Origin of the sequence: Stenotrophomonas sp. GD03930 (assembly GCF_029839665.1) — a bacterium.
Lineage (GTDB): Bacteria > Pseudomonadota > Gammaproteobacteria > Xanthomonadales > Xanthomonadaceae > Stenotrophomonas > Stenotrophomonas forensis.
In genome coordinates, this window is record NZ_JAOCAV010000001.1 from 718,131 (window position 1) to 738,588 (window position 20,458).

Genomic DNA, 20,458 nt, shown 5'->3' on the forward strand with positions numbered 1-20,458 from the left:
CATCCTAGCCACTGACTGACCGTCGGTCAATGACTGGCGGTCAGTCACTCCCGTGGCAGGGCTAGAATGGCCGCCGACACACCCGGACCCAGCCACGATGCAGACCCCCGCTGCCGCCAGGCCTCGCACCAAGCCCGCCGAAACCCGGCTGGAAGAACTGATGGACGCCGCGCAGGCGCTGTTCCTGTCTCAGGGCGTGGAGGCCACCACCGTCAGTGACATCGTGGCCGCAGCCGACGTGGCCAAGGGCACCTTCTATACCTATTTCGCCTCGCGCAGCGAGATCCTGCAGGCATTGGCGCAGCGCTATACCCGGCGCTTCATCGAGGACGTCGACCAGGCCGTGCAGCAGCACCCGGCCGCGGATGGCGTGGCACGCCTGCGCGCGTGGATCCGCGCCAACATCGAAATCTACGTGCGCACGCACGCCGTGCACGATGTGGTCTTCGCCCATCACCATCATCACCAGCGCGGCAATGCCGAGCGCAACGCGATCCAGCAGCAGCTGCTGTCGATTCTTGAAACGGGAATGACCGCCGGCCTGTGGCAGTTGCCGTCGCCGCAGGTCACCGCCTCGCTGATCTATGCCGGCGTGCACGGCGCCACCGACGACCTGATCGCCGCACCCGCGCAGGACGCCGACGCCTTCATTGCCGCCGTGGTGGACGACTGCCTGCGCATGGTCGGCGTAGCGCCGGCCGCGATGCATCGCTGACCCGCAACCCTCCGCTCAGCAATGGGCGAGGATGTTCAACAGCCTTCCGAACGGATCGCGCACGAAGAAGCGGCGCACGCCCCAGGGTTCATCGGCCGGGCCGTACTCCAGCGCGATGCCGGCCGCGCGCATGCGCTCCAGCACGTCCTGCAGATTGTCCACCTCGATCGACAGGTCCGGCACTGCGGTGCCGGAGCCGCCTTCACTGGCAAAACTGACCTGCGCCAGGGCATTGCCCTGCCCGCCGTGAGTGACGATCCAGCCGTGGTCCATCACCACCGGCATGCCGAGCAGGTCGCCATAGAAGGCGGCGGCGCGTTGCGGATCGGGCGTGGCGATGTTGGCAACGACGCGCCTGACAGCCATGGCATTTCCCTCTCCCGGAAGACGCACCGAGAGTACCGCATCGATGCCAGCGTCACCCCCTGCAACAGAAGAGCCCCGTCGATGACGGGGCTCCAGGCGGCATAGAAATTAAAAGGCGCGACTCACACGCCCATGCACAGGTCGACCACGCAGGTGTTGTAGGCCTGCTGGCACTCACCGGCATCCACACCGCTGGCCAGGCACATCTGATAGGCCCGCCAGCACGGCTTGTCGCAGGGCTCGACCGGCCCTGCCACTGCCACCGAACCGGTGCAGGCCAGCGCGAACACCGCACCGGCGACCATCTTCTTCAATGCACGCATCGTCATCACTCCTTGATAAGCCTGGTGAGCCCAGGCCGGCCCACCGTAGCGGGGACACCGGGAGGCGAGGTGAACACCCGCGTCACGAATCCTTAACCAGTTCATAAAATTTCCTTCACACGACTGGGGGGCATCGGCCTGCCTTGGCGTTAACGGCGTTGTTGTCCGTCAACCAAGGAAGTTGTCCGATGAATCACCCGCTGCACGGCCGTTCGTCCCGCTCCCTCCCGCATCGCCCGCTGGCACTTGCTGTTGCCAGCTCGCTGCTGCTGGCCACCACCTTGCCGGCCATGGCCAGCGAATCACTCGATGCCTGGCAGCATCAACGCCAGCTGCAGGCAGCGTGGGCACGGCCCGTCGCCGATGTGGCGTCGGCTTCCACGGCGCCCACCGCCACCGCGCCTGCAACGGGAAGCACCGCCCTGCTCGGCAAACCCGGCGATGCAGCCAGCTGGCGCAGCGATGAATTCAACGCCGATTGGGGACTGGGTGCGATGGGCGCCGATTACGCCTACGCGCGCGGCCTGACCGGCCAGGGCGTGCGCCTGGCCCTGTTCGATTCAGGCTCGGCACTGGCACACCCCGAATTTGCCGGGCGCAACACCTCCAGCATCACCATCGGTGCGGACTGCGCCACGCCCGGCGTGGTGGCCGGTGCCGGCGCATGCGGCCAGACCCGTGGCGAGCAGCCGGGCTACAACTACTACGGCCTAGGCCCCGGTGTTCCCGCCGCGCTGGCCGCACGACTGATCGCGGCAGGCCAGCCCTATGGCTTCAGCTACGCCGACCATGGCACCCACGTGCTGGGCACGATCGGTGCCAACCGTGATGGCAAGGGCATGCACGGCGTGGCCTTCGGTTCGAACCTGACCGCTGCCCGCGTCTTCGGTGATACCTATTACGAGTGGCGCCTGGACCCGGACAATTTCTATCGCCCGCGTGCGCTGTACCGCACCGATCCGGATGATGCCGCCACGCTGGACATGTATGCGCAGATCCAGGCGCAGGGCGTGCGCGCCATCAACCACAGCTGGGGCATCTCCACCCGCAACATGACCGCTGCCGCGCTGGACGCGCAGTATGCGGCGATCGGTGATGGCTACGACGTGTACGGCAGCATCTATGCCGGCAGCGGCGACAAGCCCGGCTCCACGCTGATCCAGGTCTGGTCGGCCGGCAACGGCAGTGGTGCGGTGGCCGGCATCACCGCGTCGATGCCGCGCTGGAAGCCGGAAATCGAACCCTACTGGCTGGCGGTGGCCAACGTGCGCCGGCCCAATGCCGCCGCCGGCGAAACCGACTACGTGATCGACGGCAGCTCCAGCATCTGCGGTGTCGCCGCCAACTGGTGCATCTCCGCCCCCGGCACCGACATCCTCAGCACCATCGTGTCCGGCGAGATCAAGGGCCGCATCGAGAACACCTCGGCGTACGTGCGGCTGATCATCGACAGCGAGAACACCGAGTACACCTACGGCACCAAGACCGGCACGTCGATGGCCGCACCGCACATCACCGGCGCCCTCGGCCTGTTGATGGAGCGCTTCCCGTACCTGGACAACGCCCAGGTGCGCGATGTGCTGCTGACCACCGCGCGCGATCTGGGTGCGGCAGGCATCGACCCCATCTACGGCTGGGGCATGGTCGACCTGCGCAAGGCCATCGAAGGCTATGGATCGCTGCGGGTGGATACCAACGTAGTGATGAACCAGAGGGCCGGTGGCCTGAAGGTGTGGGAGGGCGATGCATGGGATGACTGGACCAACGCCATCGGCGGCCCCGGCAAGCTGACCAAATCCGGCATCGGCTGGCTGCGCCTGAGCGGCGACAACACCTTCAACGGTGCTGTACTGCGCGAGGGCACGCTGGAATTGAACGGCAGCAACACGCTTACGTCAGCGGTCGACGTGCAGGGTGGCCAGTTCCTGCTCAACGGCAGCCTGGTTTCCACCGCGCTCACCACCCACGGCGGCGTCAGCACGGTCAGCGCCAGCGGCGTGCTGAAGAACAGCAACCTGACGGTCGACGGCGGCGTGGTGTCCTTCAACGGCACGCAGACCGGTGGCACCACCACGGTCGGCGCCAACGGCCTGCTGAAGGGCGTCGGCACGCTGGGCAGCACCCGCGTCGATGGCACCATCGCCCCCGGCAACTCCATCGGCACGCTCACCATCAACGGCAACTACGTGCAGGGCGCCAGCGGCGTGTTTGCCGCCGAACTGGCCCCGGGTGGGCGCAGCGACCAGCTGCACGTGACCGGCACCGCGACCCTCGGCGGCACCCTGGTGGCGTTGCCGGAACCGGGCACCTACTACCTGGGCGAGCAGTTCAACTTCATCCGCGCCGACGGCGGCGTCAGCGGCCAGTTCGCCAGGACCGACTTCAGCGCCTTCTCGCCGTTCCTGCAGTTCAGCCTGGCCTACGGTGCCAACGGCGCCCGCATCGACGTCGCACGCGGTGCGCTGCTGGCCAGCGCGGCCAGTACGCCGAACCAACGCGCGGTCGCCGCGGCCGCCGACGTGCTGGTGATCAACCAGGGCCTGCCCAAGCCGCTCACCCAGCTGTTCCCGCAGCAGGTCGGCGGCGTGCTCGATGGCATCGGTGGCGAACTGCACGCTGCCACCGCGCTGGCCCTGGTCGAAGGCAGCCGCCACGTCCGTGATGCCGCGTTGTCGCGCCGCGCCGGCGCGGCGGCACCAGGTGCGGAGCCGGGCGACGCCACCGGTGCATGGGTGCAGGCCATCGGCGGCAACGGCAAGCTGGATGGCAATTCCAATACCGCGCGCACCGATACCAACAGCAACGGCGTGCTGGTCGGCGTCGACCGCGAGTTCGGCGGCTGGCAGATCGGCGTATTGGCCGGCACTGGCCGCACCGACGTGAAGCAGCAGGAGCGTCGCGCCCGGTCGAAGATCGACAACACCCACTTCGGTGCTTACGCCAGCCACAACTGGGGCGGTTTCGGCCTGCGTGGTGGCGTCGCATGGAGCCGCAACGAAGTGAAGAGCAACCGCGATGTGGCCTTTGCCGGTTTCAGTGACAGCCTGAGCGCGCGCTACAACGCACACACCCGCCAGGCCTTCATCGAGGCGGGCTACCGCTTCGGCAGCGCCGAGGGTGGCCTGGAGCCGTACCTGCAGGTCGCACGTGTGGAAGTGGACCTCAAGCAGATCGACGAGCGCGGCGGTGCGGCGGCACTGCACGGCAAGGTGGACGACACCGGCACCACGGTCGCCACCGCCGGCGTGCGCTTCGACAAGGGCCTGAAGGCATCGTTCCAGCAGGACAGCTGGCTGCACCTGCGCGGTGGCGTAGGCTACCGCCGCGCCTCGGGTGACCGCAGCCAGGTGGCCAACCTCGCCTTCGCCAACAGCACCACCACGTTTGCGGTCGAGGGTGCACCGATTGCCGACAATGCCGTCGTGGCCGAGCTGGGCCTGTCGGCCTGGCTGACCCCGCGGCAGCAGCTGGAGCTGGGCTACAGCGGCCAGTTCGGCAGCGAAAGCCGCGATCACGGTGCCAATGCACGCTGGTCGATCCGCTTCTAATCACGTGCCCGGTTAGGCACGTGCTCTCTTGACGGGTTGGGGCGGCCTCGCGGCCGCCCCTTTTTTTATGCGCGTTCCCCTGGACAAAGGTGGCCGGGGCAGAACACTGCCCCGGCCGCGGCGGCCCCGGGGAGAAGGCCGCCTTCAAGCGTCAGGCTGCCTTCATCGCGTGCTTGCGCGCCCGCATGACGTTGTGGCATTCCTGCACGTCCGGCAGCAGCTGCGTCACTTCCTGGCGCACGGCCGGCGGCAGATCGTTCTCCTTCAGCACGTCCTTGAACGCGCCGAGCAGGCGATCTTCGGATTCTTCCAGCTCGGCCACGTAGCCGTAGTTGGTATCACCGAAGGCAGCGCGCACCTTGCCGTAGAACTGCTGCATCGAGCCGACGACCGTACCGTGCTCGGCCGGCTTGCCACCGCTGGCAGCGACCGAGCCGCTCAGTGCAGCGACGATGCGGCCCTTGACGCCAGCAATGCGGGTGAACAGTGCCGACAGCTCGGCATCCTTCACCTTGGTCGCGGCTTCTTCATAGAAGGACTTGCCATCACGGGCGATCTCGATCAGGTCGTTGAGGCGATGTTCGATGGTGGACTGGGTGCTCATGTCATTGCTCCTGTGTAGTCGATTCCGTGGGAGAGAGGCAGCCGTGAGTGCTGCCTGCGGGACCACTGTGGACAGGCCCATGTGCTTCGTGGGTGAGCATCGATTGATGCATGCATCACCTCGCCCAACCCGCACTGACCGCTTCACGCCACGGTGGTGTTGCGTTCACGCGGACGTGTCCGCGCCTGCCTCACCAAGGGATGAAGAGAATGACCAGAACGATGACGAGCACCGCAGCGAGCGCTGCCATCAGCACATTTCGCTGGCGCCAGCTGGGCTTCGGTTTTCCTGGGGTATTCATGGATGCACACCTGTTTCTGCGGATGACCCCGCCAGCGTGATGGATCTGAATCAGTGCCCGCGTAGAGGGCACGTGCATGCGACGTGCACGCGCTGGAGCGTATGTCGATTCCAGGCGCTGTCGTTCGTCGGAACACTTGAAGCCAGGCCCGTCGGCCTGCAGGAGCCTCCCGATGTGTCCCATCCTCACTGCCTTCGCCACCTCCCCCGATCGCGGCCAGGGCCTGGCCCGCGACATGCGCGTGCGCTGGGCGCTGGAAGAACTGGGCGTGGCCTACGACGTGCAGCTGCTGACCTTCGCCGAGATGAAGCAGCCCGCCCACCTCGCAAGGAATCCATTTGGGCAGATTCCGACCTGGCAGGACGGCGGACAGGTCCTGTTCGAATCCGGCGCCATCGTCCTGCACCTGGCCGAACAGTACCCGGGCCTGTTGCCGCGCGATCCGGATGCGCGCATGCGCGCGATCATGTGGATGTTCGCCGCGCTGAACACGGTGGAGCCGCCGATTGTTGAGCGCTCGATGGCCTGGGTACTGGAGCGCGAGCAGCCCTGGTATGCGCAGCGGCTACCGATGCTTGATGAGCGGGTGCGGACGCGGCTGGCGCAGTTGTCCGCAGCGCTGGGTGATTCCGCCTGGCTGGACGGCGGATTCAGCGCGGGCGACCTGATGATGGTGGCGGTGCTGCTGCGGCTGAAGAGCAGCGGTCTGCTCGATGAATTCCCGCAGGTGAGCGGCTACGTGGACCGGGCAACGCAGCGACCCGCCTACCAGCGCGCGTTCGCCGCGCAGCGGGCGGTGTTCCAGAACGGGTAGATCCGCGCCCGGCGTGGAAACACTCAGCGCGGCCTGGGCCGGCAAGCGGCCTGTACCAGCATCAGCTGTGCCACCAGGATCAGCATCGCGCACCCGGACAACAGCCACGGATCGATGTACCACTGCGCGTTGAAGCTGAACTCTCCGGCGGAGATGCGCTTCCAGCCGTTGAAGTGCTGCATGGCGGCCACCACGAACGCGAAGCCGCCTGAACTGTACGCAAGCCAGGGCACGATGAGGCCGCCCGGCCGCGCGAACAGCATCAACAGCCCCAGCACACCAATCACCGTGCGCTGCACGCGGCAGTAGGGGCAGACATAGGCCAGCCCGCTCCATTCCACCGACCAGGCCAGCAGGCTGACCAGCACCGACAGGCCTGCGGCAAGGTACAGCCACTTCGGCGTGATCGTCATGCTGCCGCTGTATGCCATTGCCTGCTCCTTCGTTCAAAGACCCGGGCAGGGTAACAGCGCCACCGGGTCAATCCTTCTTGAAGACCGTGCGCTTGCCGATCGGGCTGCTCTTGCGCGCCGTCGGCCTGGCCAGGCCCGGAATGAGGAAGTCGGTCACCTTGTGGCCCTTCTGGACCTTGGCGGCCAGCCAGCGCGGCATGCGCCCACGGCCGGACCAGGTGAGCCGCTTGTACTCCGGGTCGCGGTACTTGGCCGCCACTTTGCCGGTCCTGCGCCGTGCCGGCTTCCGGCGCGGGGCGGCCTCTTCGATGGCGTCTGCGCCGAACAGCTCCTCGAGGGTGTAGCCCGCTTCGGCCGCTGCGGCCCTCAGCAGGCGGCGTACCGCACTGGCCGGGCGGCGGTTGGAAATCAGCTGTTTCCGCTGTTCAGCGGCAACCACCAGGGCGCCCAGCTCGCGAAGGCTGAGCGATTCAATATCAATCGTCATGCGAGAAAGGTCTACCGCGCCGCGGCGGCTGTCAAGGCATCCTGATGGCCGGGCATACACACAGGCTTCACCGCCGCTGGGCTCCGATCGCCTTCGCACGCCATCTCCGAGGACATCGACGTGAGCACCTCATCGCATTCGCTCGCCTACCTGCTTGCACGCCTCCTGCTGATGGCGCTGTTCCTGGTCTCCGGCATCGGCAAGCTCGGCGACCCCGGTGCCACCCAGGGCTACATGGAAGCGATGGGCGTGCCGGGCATCCTGCTGTGGCCGACCATCGCCTTCGAGATCGGCAGCGGGCTCTGCATCCTGCTCGGTTTCCAGACCCGCCTGGTGTCGGTCGTGCTGGTGGGTTTCAGCCTGGTCACCGCTTTCATCTTCCACCACAACGTCGCCGACCCGACCCAGCAGATCATGTTCCTGAAGAACCTGGGGCTGGCCGGTGGATTCCTGCTGCTGGCCTGCACCGGGGCCGGGCGTTACAGCATTGATGGGCGCGGGCGGCGCGGGCGGCGCGGGTAGGCGCTGATCCGACGCCTGCGCGCTAGCGGCGGAGCTCCGCCTCGGGCGCCAGCGTGTGGATCACCTTGCCCTGCGCGTCGAGGAACTCGATTGCACCATAGCCTTCGGCGGTGACCGTCAGGCGCAGGCGCGTGCGGTCTGACCTGTCGTTCAGGGCAATGGCCGGCGTGCCATCAGCGCCAACCACCAGGCCGATGCGCGTGGGCGCCTGCACGCCGGGAATCAGCTTGTTGCCCAATGCAGGTTCACGGATCAGCTTCGGTGCCTGGTTGATCGAAAAGCTCACCGCGCCGTCCGGTGATACCCGCCACCCGATCGCGTCCATCGCCGGATGATCCAGCGCCAGCACCGCCATCCCACCGTCGACATCGGCGGTGCCGAAGCCACCGCGCTCGCTGCCCTTGTCGTCGTATAGCACCATCCCGGCCACGTTGAACGCGCGTTTGTACTGCAGGCCGTCGATGATCGGCGCCGGTGTCCTGCCGGACAACGTCATGCGGATCACGCCCGTGTCGTCGACGATATCGATCCGCCGCGCGGTGATGCGTTCGTGGTCCGGCGTTTCCACGCGTGTCTGCGGTGCCTTGTCGACGATCAGGCGCTGCAGGGTTTCAATCGAAGGGCGCCTGGGTGAATCGGAAGGCTCTTCAGCCGCGACAGGCATAGCGGCGAGGGTGGTCAGGACGACGAACGTGCAGGCACTGCGCTTCATGCGGGCTCCTGGTCGGACGGATCGGCGGAAGCCGCATCATGCCACTCTTCCGGAGGATGCTCCGGCCTGCCTCACGATCCAGCGACGCACCATTCACCGATTCGTGAAGCCCGCATGCGGCATGCTGGCCCCGCGCTCATCAGTGAGCGCAATACGCAAGACGACTGCTACACGCACGAGCCTTCCCCACTCAGTGCAACCGAACGGTTGATGGTGTCCACACCCATCTCTGCTGACGCCCCGAAAGGGCATCGTCGTGATCGGATCTGGGTCAGCACGGGGACTTCGCCCACACTCCATTATTGGAAGCAAGCCCCCATCGGTGCATGCATTCTTAATTCTTCAGATTTCCATCAAGCAGCCTGCGTTCCATACCGGCCGCAAAGCAGCATGATGAGCGCCCACAGAGTCAGGGTCTCCGTTCATCTCCATGCGTGACATCGGACAGTTCTACGTAACCAGCGTCGAGGGAGTGACGCGCGCGGACGGCACACTCCTGCAGGTCACTCGAATCGATTGCGCCTGCATCAAGTGCTCGTGGCAGTTCAGGGCGATTCCCAATCATGGTTTGGTCGATCTTGATGGGGCAGCGGCCCTCAGTTGCCCGACCTGCGGCAATCACCAGTCCGTCAGCCGGGCACGGCTCGAAGAGCTCAATCGACGCAACGGCGAATAGCCAGCGCTTGGACCTTCCATCAACATCGCACCGACGCTGCCGATACCTGTTCGGCGCTAGCCTTCAGTCAACCGATATCTGCCGGCCTTCCCATGAGTCATACCGGACTGTTTCAGATCACCAACCTGACGTACAAAGCCGGAGAGCACGGCACTCTGGCGCGGGCACTGCAGATCGTAGCGACGTGCACGGCCTGCGGCGCTACGAGCGTGTGGGGCGAAGATGAGATGGAACATGTCGCCGGGGGAACCGTGCTGGCCTGCCGCAACTGTGGCGTCCGCCAGGCCATCAGCAACGCGCGCCTTTCAAGCAGCCCATCCGACATCCGTCATCCGCGCCGCTGAGTGGCACGCGGCTCGGACTGCGTAGCGCGCCGGCAGGCGCAGGCGTTCACCCGGCTTTTACAACGCATCGCCACCTCGGGCGAAGAAGCACCCAGATGCATCTGCCTGCATCCAAGCACCGCGCCCCCGCGTATGTAGGATGCCCGCGCCTTGCGGGCCTCCCATAGAGGAACGCGCCGTGAAAGCTCTTCAGCGGATAGCCGCCACCGTAAGCTTCGCCGTACTCGTTTCAGCCACTTCACTGAGCTTCGCCGCCAACACCGTGATGGTGGGCGGAGCGGAGATGTATCCCAGCAAGACCATTGTCCAGAACGCCATCAACTCCAAGGACCACACCACCCTGGTCGCCGCGGTCAAGGCAGCCGGGCTGGTCGATACCCTCAATGGTGCTGGCCCCTTCACCGTTTTCGCACCCACCAATGCAGCCTTCGGCAAGTTGCCCGCAGGCACGGTCGATACGCTGGTAAAGCCTGAAAACAAGGCGCAGTTGACGAAGATCCTGACCTACCACGTGGTACCGGGCAATTACAGTTCCGCGCAACTGATGGCCGATGCCAGGAAGCACGGCGGCAAGGCCATGTTGAAGACCGTTGAAGGTGAGTCGCTCACCGTCGCGTTGCATGACGGCAAGCTGTGGGTCATCGATGCCAAGGGTGGCAAGGCGGGAATCAGCATTGCCGATGTCGGCCAGTCCAATGGCGTGATCCACGTGATCGACAGCGTGTTGATGCCGAAGTAACGACGACCGGCGAGTCGACCCTAAGCGCGGCAGTCGCACAGCGGCTGCCGCCGTCGCCTCCCTTGAACCAGAATCACCGCTGCGAAGCAGATGACGCGCTACCTCATGCATCCAGCAGCCTGGATCGCCCTTGTCAGTCAGAAGCAGACCCGGGATTCCAGGTGATTACCTGAACGTCGTAGAGCTCGCATTCGGTTTGGTCCATCGGCTCCCAATGATCGCTCGCCAACTCAAAGAAGGCATCCGGCACGTCCATGGAAAACGTTGCGCCCTTCTCCCGATTGCGCTGGCGGACGCGATCGCGACGAACCTCACGTGGGGCATCCAGCAGATACACGGCCAGATCGTAGCCTGCCTCCCTGACCTTCGCGTAGAAATTCTCGCGGCTGGCTCTCTCCACCAGACCCAGCTCAAGCACAACGTCGCGCCCCGTATCGAGCACTTCGCTGGCTGTGACCCATATCTGATCCAGGCAGCGCGCCTTCCTTGCCGCATACCATTCCATCAGGTTGGCGGCGGGACGGTCCGGGCTGTACAGCCGCACGAACCAAGCGTCCAGGATGAATCCTGCAGCCGTGTGCAGACTTCGCAACTCGGCAACAAACGTGGATTTGCCCGCACCTACGGGTCCTTCGACCAGGTGAATCGTTGCCATCGTGGTTGAGCCATCCTTCATGGCATTCAGAGACAGACCGGTCATCGGAGACCAATCGTTGTTTCGGGGGTGATAGTGGGGGTATGAGGTACGGCCATGGACACCCGTGACACAGACGATCAGGCTCACCTGCACTGCTGGCAATCACGCGCCCCTGCCCCACGTGAATTCTGCCCGGGGCACAAAAAAAGCACTTGGGTGGAACCCAAGTGCCATTCTTGTGGTGGGCCCACCAGGATTCGAACCTGGAACCAAGGGATTATGAGTCCCCTGCTCTAACCGTTGAGCTATAGGCCCTGCGAAGCGTCACAGTGTAGTGGAGCGCGCCCCTGCCCGGCTACTCAGACGTCAACCGCCAGCGCCTTGGCCACCCGCTCCAGCCGCACTTCCGCAATCTCCGCGAAGTGCTGCATCTGCCGAAGATGCGCCTGGTACAACGCAACCGTCCTTCTGGCCCCTTCCAGCCCGGGCTGGTTGCAACCACCAAAACCCTCAACCAGTTGCGCACCAGACCGCGTCAGAAGCGCCTGCGTCGTGCGACGGGCGAAACCCAGCCGATCCTCGCGCTCGTCCTGCTCTACTTCCTCCCAATCCAGCAGCGGCGGGAAGTCGGCTTGCAGGGGATCAGGTATTTCGTGCTTGACAACATTCATGGCGTAACTCCAGATGCATAGGGGATCCGTGCAGCAGGCAGCACGTGGTGTGCATGGCCTGCTGCCTGTCTGCATCGGTGCCGGTGAAGATCCGGCCCGCCTACGCGATGTGTTGAGCATCTGCCCGGCCAGCGTGAGGCTGTCGCGAGGAGAATTCAAACGGCAGATGCGACACAGCGCGAAATCACCCGAACCGCGCCCCCATTGCCCTCACGCCCTCGACATTCCCCCGCGCCAGCGCGCGTAATCCATCCGACCCCACCCGCGCATCCCCCGCAACGCGCTCCCAGAACTCGCTCGCCAGCGGCGCGGCCCAGCGCAGATGTTCAAGCTCGCCGCTCTCACGCGGTGCAACCGCGTCCAACGGCGCATCCTGCCGCAGCACGCCCAGCCGCGAAGGCGCCAACGACATCGGCAACATGTCGTAGGCCGGCGCCAATGGCAGCGGACCACGGTCCACGAAGTGGAAACCGATGTTGCCCTGATGCATGTCGCCGTTACCGATCAACCGCCCAAACGCATGCAGCCGCGCCATGACCTGCACGGTTTCGGCAGACAGCCAACCCGCCGCCTGCAGCAGCGCACCCGCGCGCGGCCACTCCGCAGTCGCCTCACCCGTAAACGCAGCCGAAAGCGACAGCAGCGAAACAAAACCTCGCCGCCCCAGCACATCGGCGCTGCGGTCGAAGCGCGTCACTTCCAGGAAGGTATGCGTGGGTGTCTGCAGCAACTCGCTGCTCGCTGCGTCCACGCCGGCGGCGCGCAGGATTTCCAGCGCGAGGTGTTCGCACACCAGCAGGTCGGCCCAGCGCTGTGCGGCCTCCCCGCCATCGGGCTGGGCGAACTTCACGATCACCGCGCGGCGCCCGCCGTCGCTTTCCACGGTGGCGGTGAACTTGGGCTGCTCGCCGCCAGGCGACGAACCCACGTCCTCGCCGGCCAATGCGGCACGAGCCCGTTGCGGGTACTGCTGCGGGCGGTCGCGCGCAGCCACCCGATCGGGCGGTGCATCCAGCGCCGCCAAGGCCGCCTGTACGGCCTCACCGCCCAGCAGCAGGTCGCCGGTCTCGGTTCCGCCACCATGCACCAGCGCCACCAGCGCCACCAGCACGTCGTCGCGCTGCCAGCGCGTCAGGTCCGCGGGCAGACCCAGGCCGCGCGCACGGCCATGCGCGAAGCTGCGGCCGAGGAAGCCCTGCGGACGCAGGTCATCGAGGTACCACGGCAGGCCCGGGAAGAACGCGGCAATGTCGCCCTCCGGTGTGCGCAACAGGTTGGGCCGCGCGCGGCTGGCGTCCAGGTGGAAGGTGTCGCCACTGAGCGCGATCAGCCGGCCCAGCTCTTCCAGCGTGGCGTCCTCGCGCAGGCGGTACAGCGGCCATTCGCTGCCCACGCGCGAAGGCTGGCGCAGGGCGTAGGCGGTGGCACGCGTCTGCCCCAGCCGCACGACCTGATCGCCGCTGGCCGCGACCAGGCGGCTGAGGGTCATGCGATTTACGCCCAGGCGCTCGGCCAGCGCGGCCGCCGGTTGTGGCTGGCCGGGGGGCAGCTGGGCGATCAGGTCCTGGGGCTGCAGGAGTGCGCGGCGGGCCATGGACGGGCCTTGGAGACGAATATTGTTACGTATTTATCGCAAAAAAAAGCGGACTGCAAGCTGGAGTCATTATCAAATTTGCTGTTTTTCAAAGGTTTTCAAGAGGACAGCAGCGGTATTGATCAGAAATAGTGTTACGTAAAAATTACGAATTCTTCAGAAAATCCACCGGGCATGGCTCTGCGCTACCTTCGCGGGGCGTGGCCCTGCCCACCCAAAGAAAAACCCCGCCGAAGCGGGGTTCTTCTTGACTGAAGCAGTTGCCGAGCATGGGCTCGGCACTACCTGGCTATCAGTCGATATCCAGGAAGCTGCGCAGCTGCTCCGAGCGGCTCGGGTGACGCAGCTTGCGCAGGGCCTTCGCTTCGATCTGGCGGATGCGCTCGCGGGTCACGTCGAACTGCTTGCCGACCTCTTCCAGCGTGTGATCGGTGTTCATATCGATGCCGAAGCGCATGCGCAGCACCTTGGCTTCCCTCGGGGTGAGGCCGGCCAGCACGTCGCGCACGGTTTCAGACAGGTTGATGTTGGTGGTGTTCTCGATCGGGGACTCCACGTTGGTGTCCTCGATGAAGTCGCCCAGATGGGAATCCTCGTCGTCGCCGATCGGGGTTTCCATCGAGATCGGCTCCTTGGCGATCTTCATCACCTTGCGGATCTTGTCTTCCGGCATGTCCATTTCCTTGGCCAGCTCCTCCGGCGTGGCCTCGCGGCCGTACTGCTGGAGCATCTGGCGGGAAATGCGGTTCAACTTGTTGATCGTCTCGATCATGTGCACCGGGATACGGATGGTGCGTGCCTGGTCGGCAATCGAGCGGGTGATCGCCTGGCGGATCCACCAGGTGGCGTAGGTCGAGAACTTGTAACCGCGGCGGTACTCGAACTTGTCCACGGCCTTCATCAGGCCGATGTTGCCTTCCTGGATCAGGTCGAGGAACTGCAGGCCGCGGTTGGTGTACTTCTTGGCGATCGAGATCACCAGGCGCAGGTTGGCCTCGACCATTTCCTTCTTGGCCTTGCGCGCCTTGGCTTCACCGTAGGCCATGGCACGGCTGATTTCCTTCAGCTCTTCCAGGTCCAGCTGGGTCAGCTTCTCGATGTCGATCGTCGCCTGCTGTTCGGCAATGATCTGGTCCTTCACTTCACGCAGCGCCGAAGACCACTTCTGCTTGCGCTTCAGTGCATCTTCCACCCATTCCAGGTTGGTCTGGTTGCCTTCCCAGGAACGGATGAAGTCCTTGCGCGGCATGCGGGCGGTAACGGTGGCCAGGTTCAGCACGCGGCGCTCATGCGACTTGATGTCGGCCATGGTGTCGCGCAGCTGCTTGGTCAGCACGTCGGTCAGCGGCAGCGGCAGCTTCAGGGTGACGAACACCGCCGACATCTCTTCGCGCAGGCGCGGCAGGTTCTTCTTGTCGCCCTTGGTCGCCGCCTTCTTGAAGGCAGTGAAGGCATCGCTCAGCGCCTGCATGCGCGCGGCGACTTCCTCAGGGTCCGGACCGGTCGGTGCGGCTTCTTCCTCGCCACCCTCGACATCATCGTCCTCGTCCTCGTCGCCATCGGCGTCGGCATCGTCGCCGTCGTCGGACGCGGCAGCGGCCGGCGCAGGCACTTCGTCCGTAAGGTCGTTGAAGCCGACGATCACTTCGGCCAGGCGCTTCTTGCCTTCCTTGTGGGCTTCATAGTCGTTCAGCAGCGACTCGACCGACACCGGGAACTGGCCCAGGGCGGCCTGCACCTGCGAAAGGCCTTCCTCGATGCGCTTGGCAATGGCGATTTCGCCTTCGCGGGTCAGCAGCTCGACGGTGCCCATTTCGCGCATGTACATGCGCACCGGGTCGGTGGTACGGCCACCTTCGGTGTCGAGCGCGCTCAGCGCGGCGGCGGCTTCTTCGGCCGCGGTGTCATCGACTTCGCGGTTACCGGTGTTGCCGTCGTTGAGAAGCAGGGTTTCCACATCCGGCGCAACTTCATGGACATCGATGCCCATGCCGTTGATCATGCCGATGATGTCTTCAATCTGTTCCGGGTCGACCATGTCGTCCGGCAGATGGTCATTGACTTCGGCGTAGGTCAGGTAGCCCTGTTCCAGGCCCTTGCTGATCAGTTGCTTGATTTCGGATTGGGCAGGACGTTCGTTGGCCATGTAGTGCTCGCGCCACCGGCTAGGGAGAAATAGGGAACGTAGCATTATACCAGCCCGGGGCCCCGCCTGCCGGGCGGTGGTCCCGCAGGCTCAGGGCCTGAGAAGGAAGGTCACGGGACCGTCATTGACCAGGCTGACGACCATATGGGCACCAAATCGGCCCGTTTCCACCCCCGGCGCGTGATTTTCACGACAGATCCCGACAAAACGGTTGAACCCGCGTTCAGCCTCGTCCGGCGGCGCCGCGCTGGTGAAGCTCGGCCGCATGCCCGAGCGGGTGTCGGCGGCCAGGGTGAACTGGCTGACCAGCAGCAGGCCGCCACCGGTATCACGCAGCGACCGGTTCATCTTCCCGGCCTCATCGGCGAACACCCGGTAGCCCAGCAGGCGCTCGGCCATCCGCTGCAGCTGGGCCTCGGTATCGCCGGGCTCCATGCCGACCAGCGCCAGCAGGCCGGGGCCGATCTGCCCGACCGCTTCGTCGTCGACATGCACGGCGGCCTGGCTGACACGTTGGATCAGGACGAGCATCGCGGGCTTCCGAATGAACAGGGCCGGCCACGATAGCAGCGCCCTTGGCTAAACTGGCGCCGATGAATCCGCAACGCAAAGCCCGGCTGGTCTACCGCGCCACCACCCTGTTCGCCCGCCTGCCCTGGCCGCTGCTGCGGGGTGCCGCGCGCGCCCTGGCGTGGGCGTGGATCAGTCTCAACGCCCGTGAGAGCCGCGTCACCCGGCGCAACCTGGAACTGGCCTACCCCGAACTGGATGCCGCCGCGCGCGACCACCTGCACCGCGAGCTGCTGCGCTCCACCGCGCTGCAGGCCATCGAGACCCTGCGCCTGTGGAGCCAGAAGCCGGCCGACAACCTGCGCCTGCACCTGAAGCAACGCCATGGCGAAGCGCTGTACGACGCGGCGCTGGCCAGCGGCAAGGGCGTGATCGTGGCTGCGCCGCACTTCGGCAACTGGGAGCTGCTCAACCAGTGGCTGGCCTCGCGCGGGCAGATCGCCATCGTCTACAAGCCGCCGGAGGACGAGGCCAGCGACGCTTTCCTGCAGATCGTGCGCGGCGGCCAGAACGTGCAGCAGGTGCGCGCCGAGGGCCCGGCCGTGCGGCAGCTGTTCAAGGTGCTCAAGGACGGCGGTGCCACCGGCATCCTGCCCGACCAGCAGCCCAAGGCCGGCGACGGTGTGTTCGTGCCGTTCTTCGGCGTGCAGGCGCTGACCATGACCCTGGTCAACCGCCTGGCCGAGCGCACCGGTGCCACCGTGCTGTACGGCTGGTGCGAGCGCATCGGGCCGGACATGGAATTCGCCCTGCACATCGAGCCGACCGACCCGGCGGTGGCCGACCCGGACCCGCAGGTGGCCGCCACCGCGCTCAATGCCGGTATCGAACGCATCGCCCGCCGCGACCCCGCGCAGTACCAGTGGACGTACAAGCGCTATACGCTGCGACCGGCGGGCAGCGGCGAGGAAGATCCCTACGCTACCGAAGAGCATCCCCACTAGCGGCCAGCCCACTGAGTCCGACCGGTCCCTGCGACCGGCGGCCGCACCACGTTGAATACGACGCCGGCGCCCCCATAGAGACTGCGATGTCCGCCTCCCCCGGTCCTGCCATGCCTGCTTCTTCCCTGTTCGGCGATCCGGCCGCGATCCGCTGCGAACGCGCGGTGGCCGAACTGCGCGCCGGTCGCCCGGTCCTGCTGCACGATGGCCAGGGCCAACGCCTGGCCGTGATCGCGCTGGACAGTGCCACCGCCAGCAGCTTTGCCGCCTTCGCCAGCGCCGCGCGCGAGCGCCACTACCTGTTCCTGACCGCCACCCGCGCCCGCGTACTCGGCGTGGACGCTCCGGAAGGCGCACGCCTGCCACTGGCCGGCATCGCCTTCGATGCCCTGCCCTCGCTGGGCTACCTGCGCGAGCCCGGCCCGATGCCGGAGGGCTGGAGCGCCGGTGACGCCTTCGATGCCGGCGCGGTTGAACTGGCCCGCCTCGGCCTGCTGCTGCCGGCAATGGTGGCCGTGCGCCTGGACGCGGGTGACGCCACCTTCGACGGTGCCGCCGAAGTCGCCCTGTGCGACCTCGCCGAGGGCGCGGCCCATGCGGCCCACGATTACGAACTGGTGGCCCGCTCCCCGGTGCCGCTGCGCGACGTTGGCATGACCACCTTCGCGGTGTTCCGCGGCGGCGTGGCGCAGCGCGACCAGGTCGCGATCATCGTCGGCGAGCCGGACCTGTCGGCAGTGGTGCCGGTGCGCGTGCATTCCTCGTGCCTGACCGGCGACCTGTTCGGTTCACTCAAGTGCGACTGCGGCGACCAGCTGCGGCGCGGCCTGCGCAAGCTGAAGGAACTGGGTGGCGGCGTGCTGCTGTACCTGGACCAGGAAGGTCGTGGCACCGGGATCGCGGCCAAGATGCGCGCGTATGGCTACCAGCACGACGGCCTGGACACCATCGATGCCGATGCGCAGCTGGGCTTCGGCGCCGACGAACGCCGCTACGGCAGCGCAGTGGCGATGCTGCGCGGCCTGGGCATCTCGCGCGTGGCCCTGCTCAGCAACAACCCGACCAAGGCGCAGCGCCTGCGCAATGCCGGCATCGAGGTGCTGGACTGCATTCCGGTCACCGGCGAGATCACCGCCGAGAACGAGCACTACCTGCGCACCAAGGCCGACCGTGCGGGTCACATGCTGGACGTGGACGCGCTGATCCAGGCTGCCCAGTAACGCGGCCGACCTGCTACCGTCTGCGCGGTGCGGCCACGGCCGCCACCGCCCGCCCTGCTGCCTGACGGAGCCCGCGTGACCGACGCCTCGATTCCTGCACCACCCGCCTCCGACTGGCAGGTACTACCGCAACGCGCGGCCCGCCTGGCCGCACTGGAAGGCGCCTTCGGCGGCCTGTTCGTGCCGGGCCTGCCCTTGGCGGCGGCGGCGTGGTTCTTCGATCTGCCCGGCGGGCTGTGGACTGCGGCCCTTGGGCTGCTGATCGGCATCGCCTTCGGTGCGTGGCTGGGCCATCGTCGCCTGGTCCGCACGCGCTGGCGGCTGGATGCACAGGGCCTGGGCCTGCGCCGCGACCTGATGTGGCAGCTGGAAACCCGCATTCCCATTTCGCGCGTGCAGCACCTGGACCTGCGCCGGGGGCCGCTGGAGCGCCGCGCCGGCCTGGCCACGCTGATCGTGCACACTGCCGGCACGCGCATGAGCGCGGTGACCGTCAGCGGCCTGGACGAGGCTGACGCCGAACGCCTGCGCGACACCCTTTCGCACCAGCTCGACCAGGACGCCGACGCCCTGTGAGCCTGCCGCCGCCCCTGCCCGCATCGCTGCCCGACGGTGGCGAAGACCATCGCCTGCATCCGTGGTCGTGGCTGTTCGTGCTGCTGATGCAGCTGCGCCACTACTTCCTGCCGCTGATCGCGCTGCTGGTATTCGGCCAGCGCGGCGATCGCGATCCGATGTGGGCGCAGCTGATCCCGTTGTCGGCCATTGCTGCCCTGGTGCTGGTGTCGGTGCTGCAGTACCTGAGCTACCGCTACCGCATCGGCAGCGATGCGATCACCGTGCGTAGCGGCCTGCTTGCGCGCAACCGTCGCGAGATCCCGTTTGCGCGCATCCACAACGTGGAAGTGCGGCAGAACCCGCTGCACCGCCTGTTCGGCGTGGCCGAGCTGCGCCTGGAGTCGGCCGGTGGCACGCGACCGGAGGCGGAAATGCGGGTGCTGAAGCTGGACCAGGCCTTGGCCCTGGAGCGGCTGGTGCGCCAGCGCGGGCAGGCGCCACAAGCCAGCGAAGCGGTTGCCGTGGCCGACATCGCCGACACCGGCAATGAACACGTGCTGCTGCGCCTGTCCAGCTGGGACGTGGTGCGCATGGGCCTGCTATCCAACCGGGGCTGGGCGCTGGCGATCGCCGCCGTCGGCGTGCTGTTCCAGACCGTGCCACGGCCGGTGATGGATGACGCCCTCCAGCGCGGTGGCCGCGAGGCGTTCGGCTACGCCAGTCACCTGCACCCGGGCGTGGCCGGCGCGTTCCTTCTGGCGGGCACTGCGCTCCTGCTGGGCTGGCTGGCGCTGCGCGTGCTGTCGGTGGTGCTGACCCTGCTGCGCTACCACGGCTTCACGCTCAGCGAGCAGGAGCGCCGCCTGACCGTCTCGGCCGGCCTGCTCAGCCGCACCCGCAGCAGCGTGGCGCGTCGCCGCATCCAGGCCTGGACCCTGCGCGAAAGCACCCTGCATCGCTGGTTCGGGCTGCGCCAGCTGCGCATCGACAGCGCCGCCGGCGGGCCTTCGCGCGATGAGGACCGTGCCCTGCGCGAACTGGCGCCGCTGGCATCACGCACGCGTTGCGAGCAGCTGGTGCAGCACCTGCTGCCGCAGCTGCAGTGGCCGCCGGCACACTGGCAGTCGATTCCACAGCGCGGTTGGTGGCGGCTGTGCCTGGATGCACTGCTGCTGGCGCCGTTGCTGGCGGCCGCCGCGTACTGGCGGTGGGGATCATGGGGATTGGTGGTGCTGGCCTGGATGCCGATCGCACTGCTGATCGCGCATCGGCAGATGGCACGCATGGGCTGGTACCTGGACGATCACTTCGTGGCGGTGCGCGGCGGCTGGTGGAAGCGCTGGTGGCGCTGGGCCGAGCTGGACAAGGTGCAGGGCCTGCGCCTGCAGCGCTCGCCGCTGGACAAGCTGCTCGGCACCAGCAGCCTGCAGCTGGATACCGCTGGTGCGCATGGTGATGTGGCACTGACCCTGCATTACCTGCCACACGAACAGGCACAACGGGTGATGGAACAGCTGGCGGCGGCGCTGGCACGGCGCAAACTGCGCTGGTGAG

The 20,458-nt window shown here is 66.5% G+C and carries 21 protein-coding genes and 1 tRNA gene; 10 read left to right on the forward strand and 12 right to left on the reverse strand.

From position 1 onward, the window contains the following. The first annotated feature begins 97 nt into the window (after positions 1-97). Complete coding sequence (locus N5C18_RS03345) at positions 98-715, forward strand: TetR/AcrR family transcriptional regulator (protein WP_279943834.1); 618 nt, start codon at positions 98-100, stop codon at positions 713-715. Between the two features lie 15 nt (positions 716-730). Here N5C18_RS03345 and N5C18_RS03350 read toward each other — a convergent pair whose 3' ends face one another. Together N5C18_RS03350 and N5C18_RS03355 are read right to left on the reverse strand one after the other, a co-directional pair. Further along, positions 731-1,081 carry a VOC family protein gene (locus tag N5C18_RS03350; RefSeq protein WP_164242590.1) on the reverse strand — a complete coding sequence of 117 codons (351 nt, stop codon included), beginning with the start codon at positions 1,079-1,081 and terminating at the stop codon, positions 731-733. Between the two features lie 122 nt (positions 1,082-1,203). Beyond that, positions 1,204-1,404 carry a hypothetical protein gene (locus N5C18_RS03355; RefSeq protein ID WP_006472022.1) on the reverse strand — a complete coding sequence of 67 codons (201 nt, stop codon included), beginning with the start codon at positions 1,402-1,404 and terminating at the stop codon, positions 1,204-1,206. 188 nt (positions 1,405-1,592) lie between these two features. Between N5C18_RS03355 and N5C18_RS03360 the strand changes: the two genes are divergently transcribed. Further along, entirely contained in the window at positions 1,593-4,952 is a 3,360-nt protein-coding gene (locus tag N5C18_RS03360; protein WP_279935698.1) for an autotransporter domain-containing protein, read from the forward strand. Positions 4,953-5,103: 151 nt separating this feature from the next. Here the strand turns inward: N5C18_RS03360 and N5C18_RS03365 are convergent, their stop codons facing one another. Beyond that, positions 5,104-5,556, reverse strand: a complete 453-nt coding sequence (locus tag N5C18_RS03365; protein ID WP_008267995.1) for a PA2169 family four-helix-bundle protein — start codon at positions 5,554-5,556, stop codon at positions 5,104-5,106. A gap of 473 nt (positions 5,557-6,029) precedes the next feature. On the opposite strand from N5C18_RS03365, the gene N5C18_RS03370 reads away from it, so the two are divergent. Continuing rightward, positions 6,030-6,671 (forward strand): glutathione S-transferase family protein, encoded by a 642-nt coding sequence (locus tag N5C18_RS03370; RefSeq protein WP_053510165.1) that lies wholly within the window; start codon positions 6,030-6,032, stop codon positions 6,669-6,671. A 23-nt stretch (positions 6,672-6,694) separates the two neighbouring features. Here N5C18_RS03370 and N5C18_RS03375 read toward each other — a convergent pair whose 3' ends face one another. Together N5C18_RS03375 and N5C18_RS03380 are read right to left on the reverse strand one after the other, a co-directional pair. Then, a complete protein-coding gene (locus N5C18_RS03375) occupies positions 6,695-7,102 on the reverse strand; it encodes a hypothetical protein (protein WP_053510167.1) in 408 nt (135 codons plus the stop codon). Between the two features lie 49 nt (positions 7,103-7,151). Next, a complete protein-coding gene (locus N5C18_RS03380) occupies positions 7,152-7,571 on the reverse strand; it encodes an H-NS histone family protein (protein WP_164242593.1) in 420 nt (139 codons plus the stop codon). Positions 7,572-7,691: 120 nt separating this feature from the next. Here N5C18_RS03380 and N5C18_RS03385 point away from each other — a divergent pair, with 120 nt between their 5' ends. After that, positions 7,692-8,093 carry a DoxX family protein gene (locus N5C18_RS03385; protein ID WP_279943835.1) on the forward strand — a complete coding sequence of 134 codons (402 nt, stop codon included), beginning with the start codon at positions 7,692-7,694 and terminating at the stop codon, positions 8,091-8,093. Positions 8,094-8,115: 22 nt separating this feature from the next. On the opposite strand, the gene N5C18_RS03390 is transcribed toward N5C18_RS03385, so the two are convergent. Beyond that, complete coding sequence (locus N5C18_RS03390; protein ID WP_279943836.1) at positions 8,116-8,805, reverse strand: hypothetical protein; 690 nt, start codon at positions 8,803-8,805, stop codon at positions 8,116-8,118. A 768-nt stretch (positions 8,806-9,573) separates the two neighbouring features. Between N5C18_RS03390 and N5C18_RS03395 the strand changes: the two genes are divergently transcribed. Then, positions 9,574-9,825, forward strand: a complete 252-nt coding sequence (locus tag N5C18_RS03395; RefSeq protein ID WP_006472189.1) for a hypothetical protein — start codon at positions 9,574-9,576, stop codon at positions 9,823-9,825. A 265-nt stretch (positions 9,826-10,090) separates the two neighbouring features. Next, complete coding sequence (locus tag N5C18_RS03400; RefSeq protein WP_230078938.1) at positions 10,091-10,564, forward strand: fasciclin domain-containing protein; 474 nt, start codon at positions 10,091-10,093, stop codon at positions 10,562-10,564. Between the two features lie 133 nt (positions 10,565-10,697). Here N5C18_RS03400 and N5C18_RS03405 read toward each other — a convergent pair whose 3' ends face one another. The 6 genes from N5C18_RS03405 to dtd form a co-directional block, all read right to left on the reverse strand. Further along, on the reverse strand, positions 10,698-11,264 hold the full coding sequence (locus N5C18_RS03405) for an AAA family ATPase (protein ID WP_239544506.1): 567 nt from the start codon (positions 11,262-11,264) through the stop codon (positions 10,698-10,700). A 176-nt stretch (positions 11,265-11,440) separates the two neighbouring features. Then, positions 11,441-11,516: transfer RNA gene (locus N5C18_RS03410), tRNA-Ile, on the reverse strand. Between the two features lie 44 nt (positions 11,517-11,560). Continuing rightward, positions 11,561-11,872 (reverse strand): hypothetical protein, encoded by a 312-nt coding sequence (locus tag N5C18_RS03415; RefSeq protein ID WP_053510178.1) that lies wholly within the window; start codon positions 11,870-11,872, stop codon positions 11,561-11,563. 184 nt (positions 11,873-12,056) lie between these two features. After that, positions 12,057-13,466 (reverse strand): type II toxin-antitoxin system HipA family toxin YjjJ, encoded by a 1,410-nt coding sequence (gene yjjJ / locus N5C18_RS03420; protein ID WP_279943837.1) that lies wholly within the window; start codon positions 13,464-13,466, stop codon positions 12,057-12,059. A gap of 292 nt (positions 13,467-13,758) precedes the next feature. Then, the gene (gene rpoD / locus N5C18_RS03425) at positions 13,759-15,612 is read right to left on the reverse strand and encodes an RNA polymerase sigma factor RpoD (protein WP_053510180.1); all 1,854 of its coding nucleotides are present in this window, start codon (positions 15,610-15,612) and stop codon (positions 13,759-13,761) included. Positions 15,613-15,702: 90 nt separating this feature from the next. Then, positions 15,703-16,143 (reverse strand): D-aminoacyl-tRNA deacylase, encoded by a 441-nt coding sequence (gene dtd, locus N5C18_RS03430; protein ID WP_006472318.1) that lies wholly within the window; start codon positions 16,141-16,143, stop codon positions 15,703-15,705. A gap of 62 nt (positions 16,144-16,205) precedes the next feature. Here dtd and N5C18_RS03435 point away from each other — a divergent pair, with 62 nt between their 5' ends. From N5C18_RS03435 to N5C18_RS03450, 4 genes are all read left to right on the forward strand, one after another. Continuing rightward, positions 16,206-17,126, forward strand: a complete 921-nt coding sequence (locus N5C18_RS03435) for a lauroyl acyltransferase (protein WP_053510182.1) — start codon at positions 16,206-16,208, stop codon at positions 17,124-17,126. 86 nt (positions 17,127-17,212) lie between these two features. Beyond that, positions 17,213-18,346, forward strand: coding sequence for a GTP cyclohydrolase II RibA (ribA, locus tag N5C18_RS03440; protein WP_164241505.1), 1,134 nt, complete (start codon positions 17,213-17,215; stop codon positions 18,344-18,346). A 75-nt stretch (positions 18,347-18,421) separates the two neighbouring features. Next, entirely contained in the window at positions 18,422-18,922 is a 501-nt protein-coding gene (locus tag N5C18_RS03445) for a PH domain-containing protein (protein ID WP_049457916.1), read from the forward strand. Next, the gene (locus N5C18_RS03450; RefSeq protein WP_279943838.1) at positions 18,919-20,457 is read left to right on the forward strand and encodes a PH domain-containing protein; all 1,539 of its coding nucleotides are present in this window, start codon (positions 18,919-18,921) and stop codon (positions 20,455-20,457) included. Before N5C18_RS03445 ends, N5C18_RS03450 begins: the two co-directional genes overlap by 4 nt. The last annotated feature ends 1 nt before the right edge of the window (position 20,458 follow it).

Coding starts and splice junctions, on each gene's coding strand:
- N5C18_RS03395 (WP_006472189.1), top strand. CDS start 9,574: ATGAGTCATACCGGACTGTTTCAGATCACCAACCTGACGTACAAAGCC.
- N5C18_RS03350 (WP_164242590.1), bottom strand. CDS start 1,081: ATGGCTGTCAGGCGCGTCGTTGCCAACATCGCCACGCCCGATCCGCAA.
- N5C18_RS03370 (WP_053510165.1), top strand. CDS start 6,030: ATGTGTCCCATCCTCACTGCCTTCGCCACCTCCCCCGATCGCGGCCAG.
- N5C18_RS03380 (WP_164242593.1), bottom strand. CDS start 7,571: ATGACGATTGATATTGAATCGCTCAGCCTTCGCGAGCTGGGCGCCCTG.
- ribA (WP_164241505.1), top strand. CDS start 17,213: ATGTCCGCCTCCCCCGGTCCTGCCATGCCTGCTTCTTCCCTGTTCGGC.
- yjjJ (WP_279943837.1), bottom strand. CDS start 13,466: ATGGCCCGCCGCGCACTCCTGCAGCCCCAGGACCTGATCGCCCAGCTG.
- N5C18_RS03365 (WP_008267995.1), bottom strand. CDS start 5,556: ATGAGCACCCAGTCCACCATCGAACATCGCCTCAACGACCTGATCGAG.
- dtd (WP_006472318.1), bottom strand. CDS start 16,143: ATGCTCGTCCTGATCCAACGTGTCAGCCAGGCCGCCGTGCATGTCGAC.
- N5C18_RS03400 (WP_230078938.1), top strand. CDS start 10,091: ATGGTGGGCGGAGCGGAGATGTATCCCAGCAAGACCATTGTCCAGAAC.
- N5C18_RS03375 (WP_053510167.1), bottom strand. CDS start 7,102: ATGGCATACAGCGGCAGCATGACGATCACGCCGAAGTGGCTGTACCTT.
- N5C18_RS03435 (WP_053510182.1), top strand. CDS start 16,206: ATGAATCCGCAACGCAAAGCCCGGCTGGTCTACCGCGCCACCACCCTG.
- rpoD (WP_053510180.1), bottom strand. CDS start 15,612: ATGGCCAACGAACGTCCTGCCCAATCCGAAATCAAGCAACTGATCAGC.
- N5C18_RS03355 (WP_006472022.1), bottom strand. CDS start 1,404: ATGCGTGCATTGAAGAAGATGGTCGCCGGTGCGGTGTTCGCGCTGGCC.
- N5C18_RS03360 (WP_279935698.1), top strand. CDS start 1,593: ATGAATCACCCGCTGCACGGCCGTTCGTCCCGCTCCCTCCCGCATCGC.
- N5C18_RS03345 (WP_279943834.1), top strand. CDS start 98: ATGCAGACCCCCGCTGCCGCCAGGCCTCGCACCAAGCCCGCCGAAACC.
- N5C18_RS03415 (WP_053510178.1), bottom strand. CDS start 11,872: ATGAATGTTGTCAAGCACGAAATACCTGATCCCCTGCAAGCCGACTTC.
- N5C18_RS03405 (WP_239544506.1), bottom strand. CDS start 11,264: ATGACCGGTCTGTCTCTGAATGCCATGAAGGATGGCTCAACCACGATG.
- N5C18_RS03390 (WP_279943836.1), bottom strand. CDS start 8,805: ATGAAGCGCAGTGCCTGCACGTTCGTCGTCCTGACCACCCTCGCCGCT.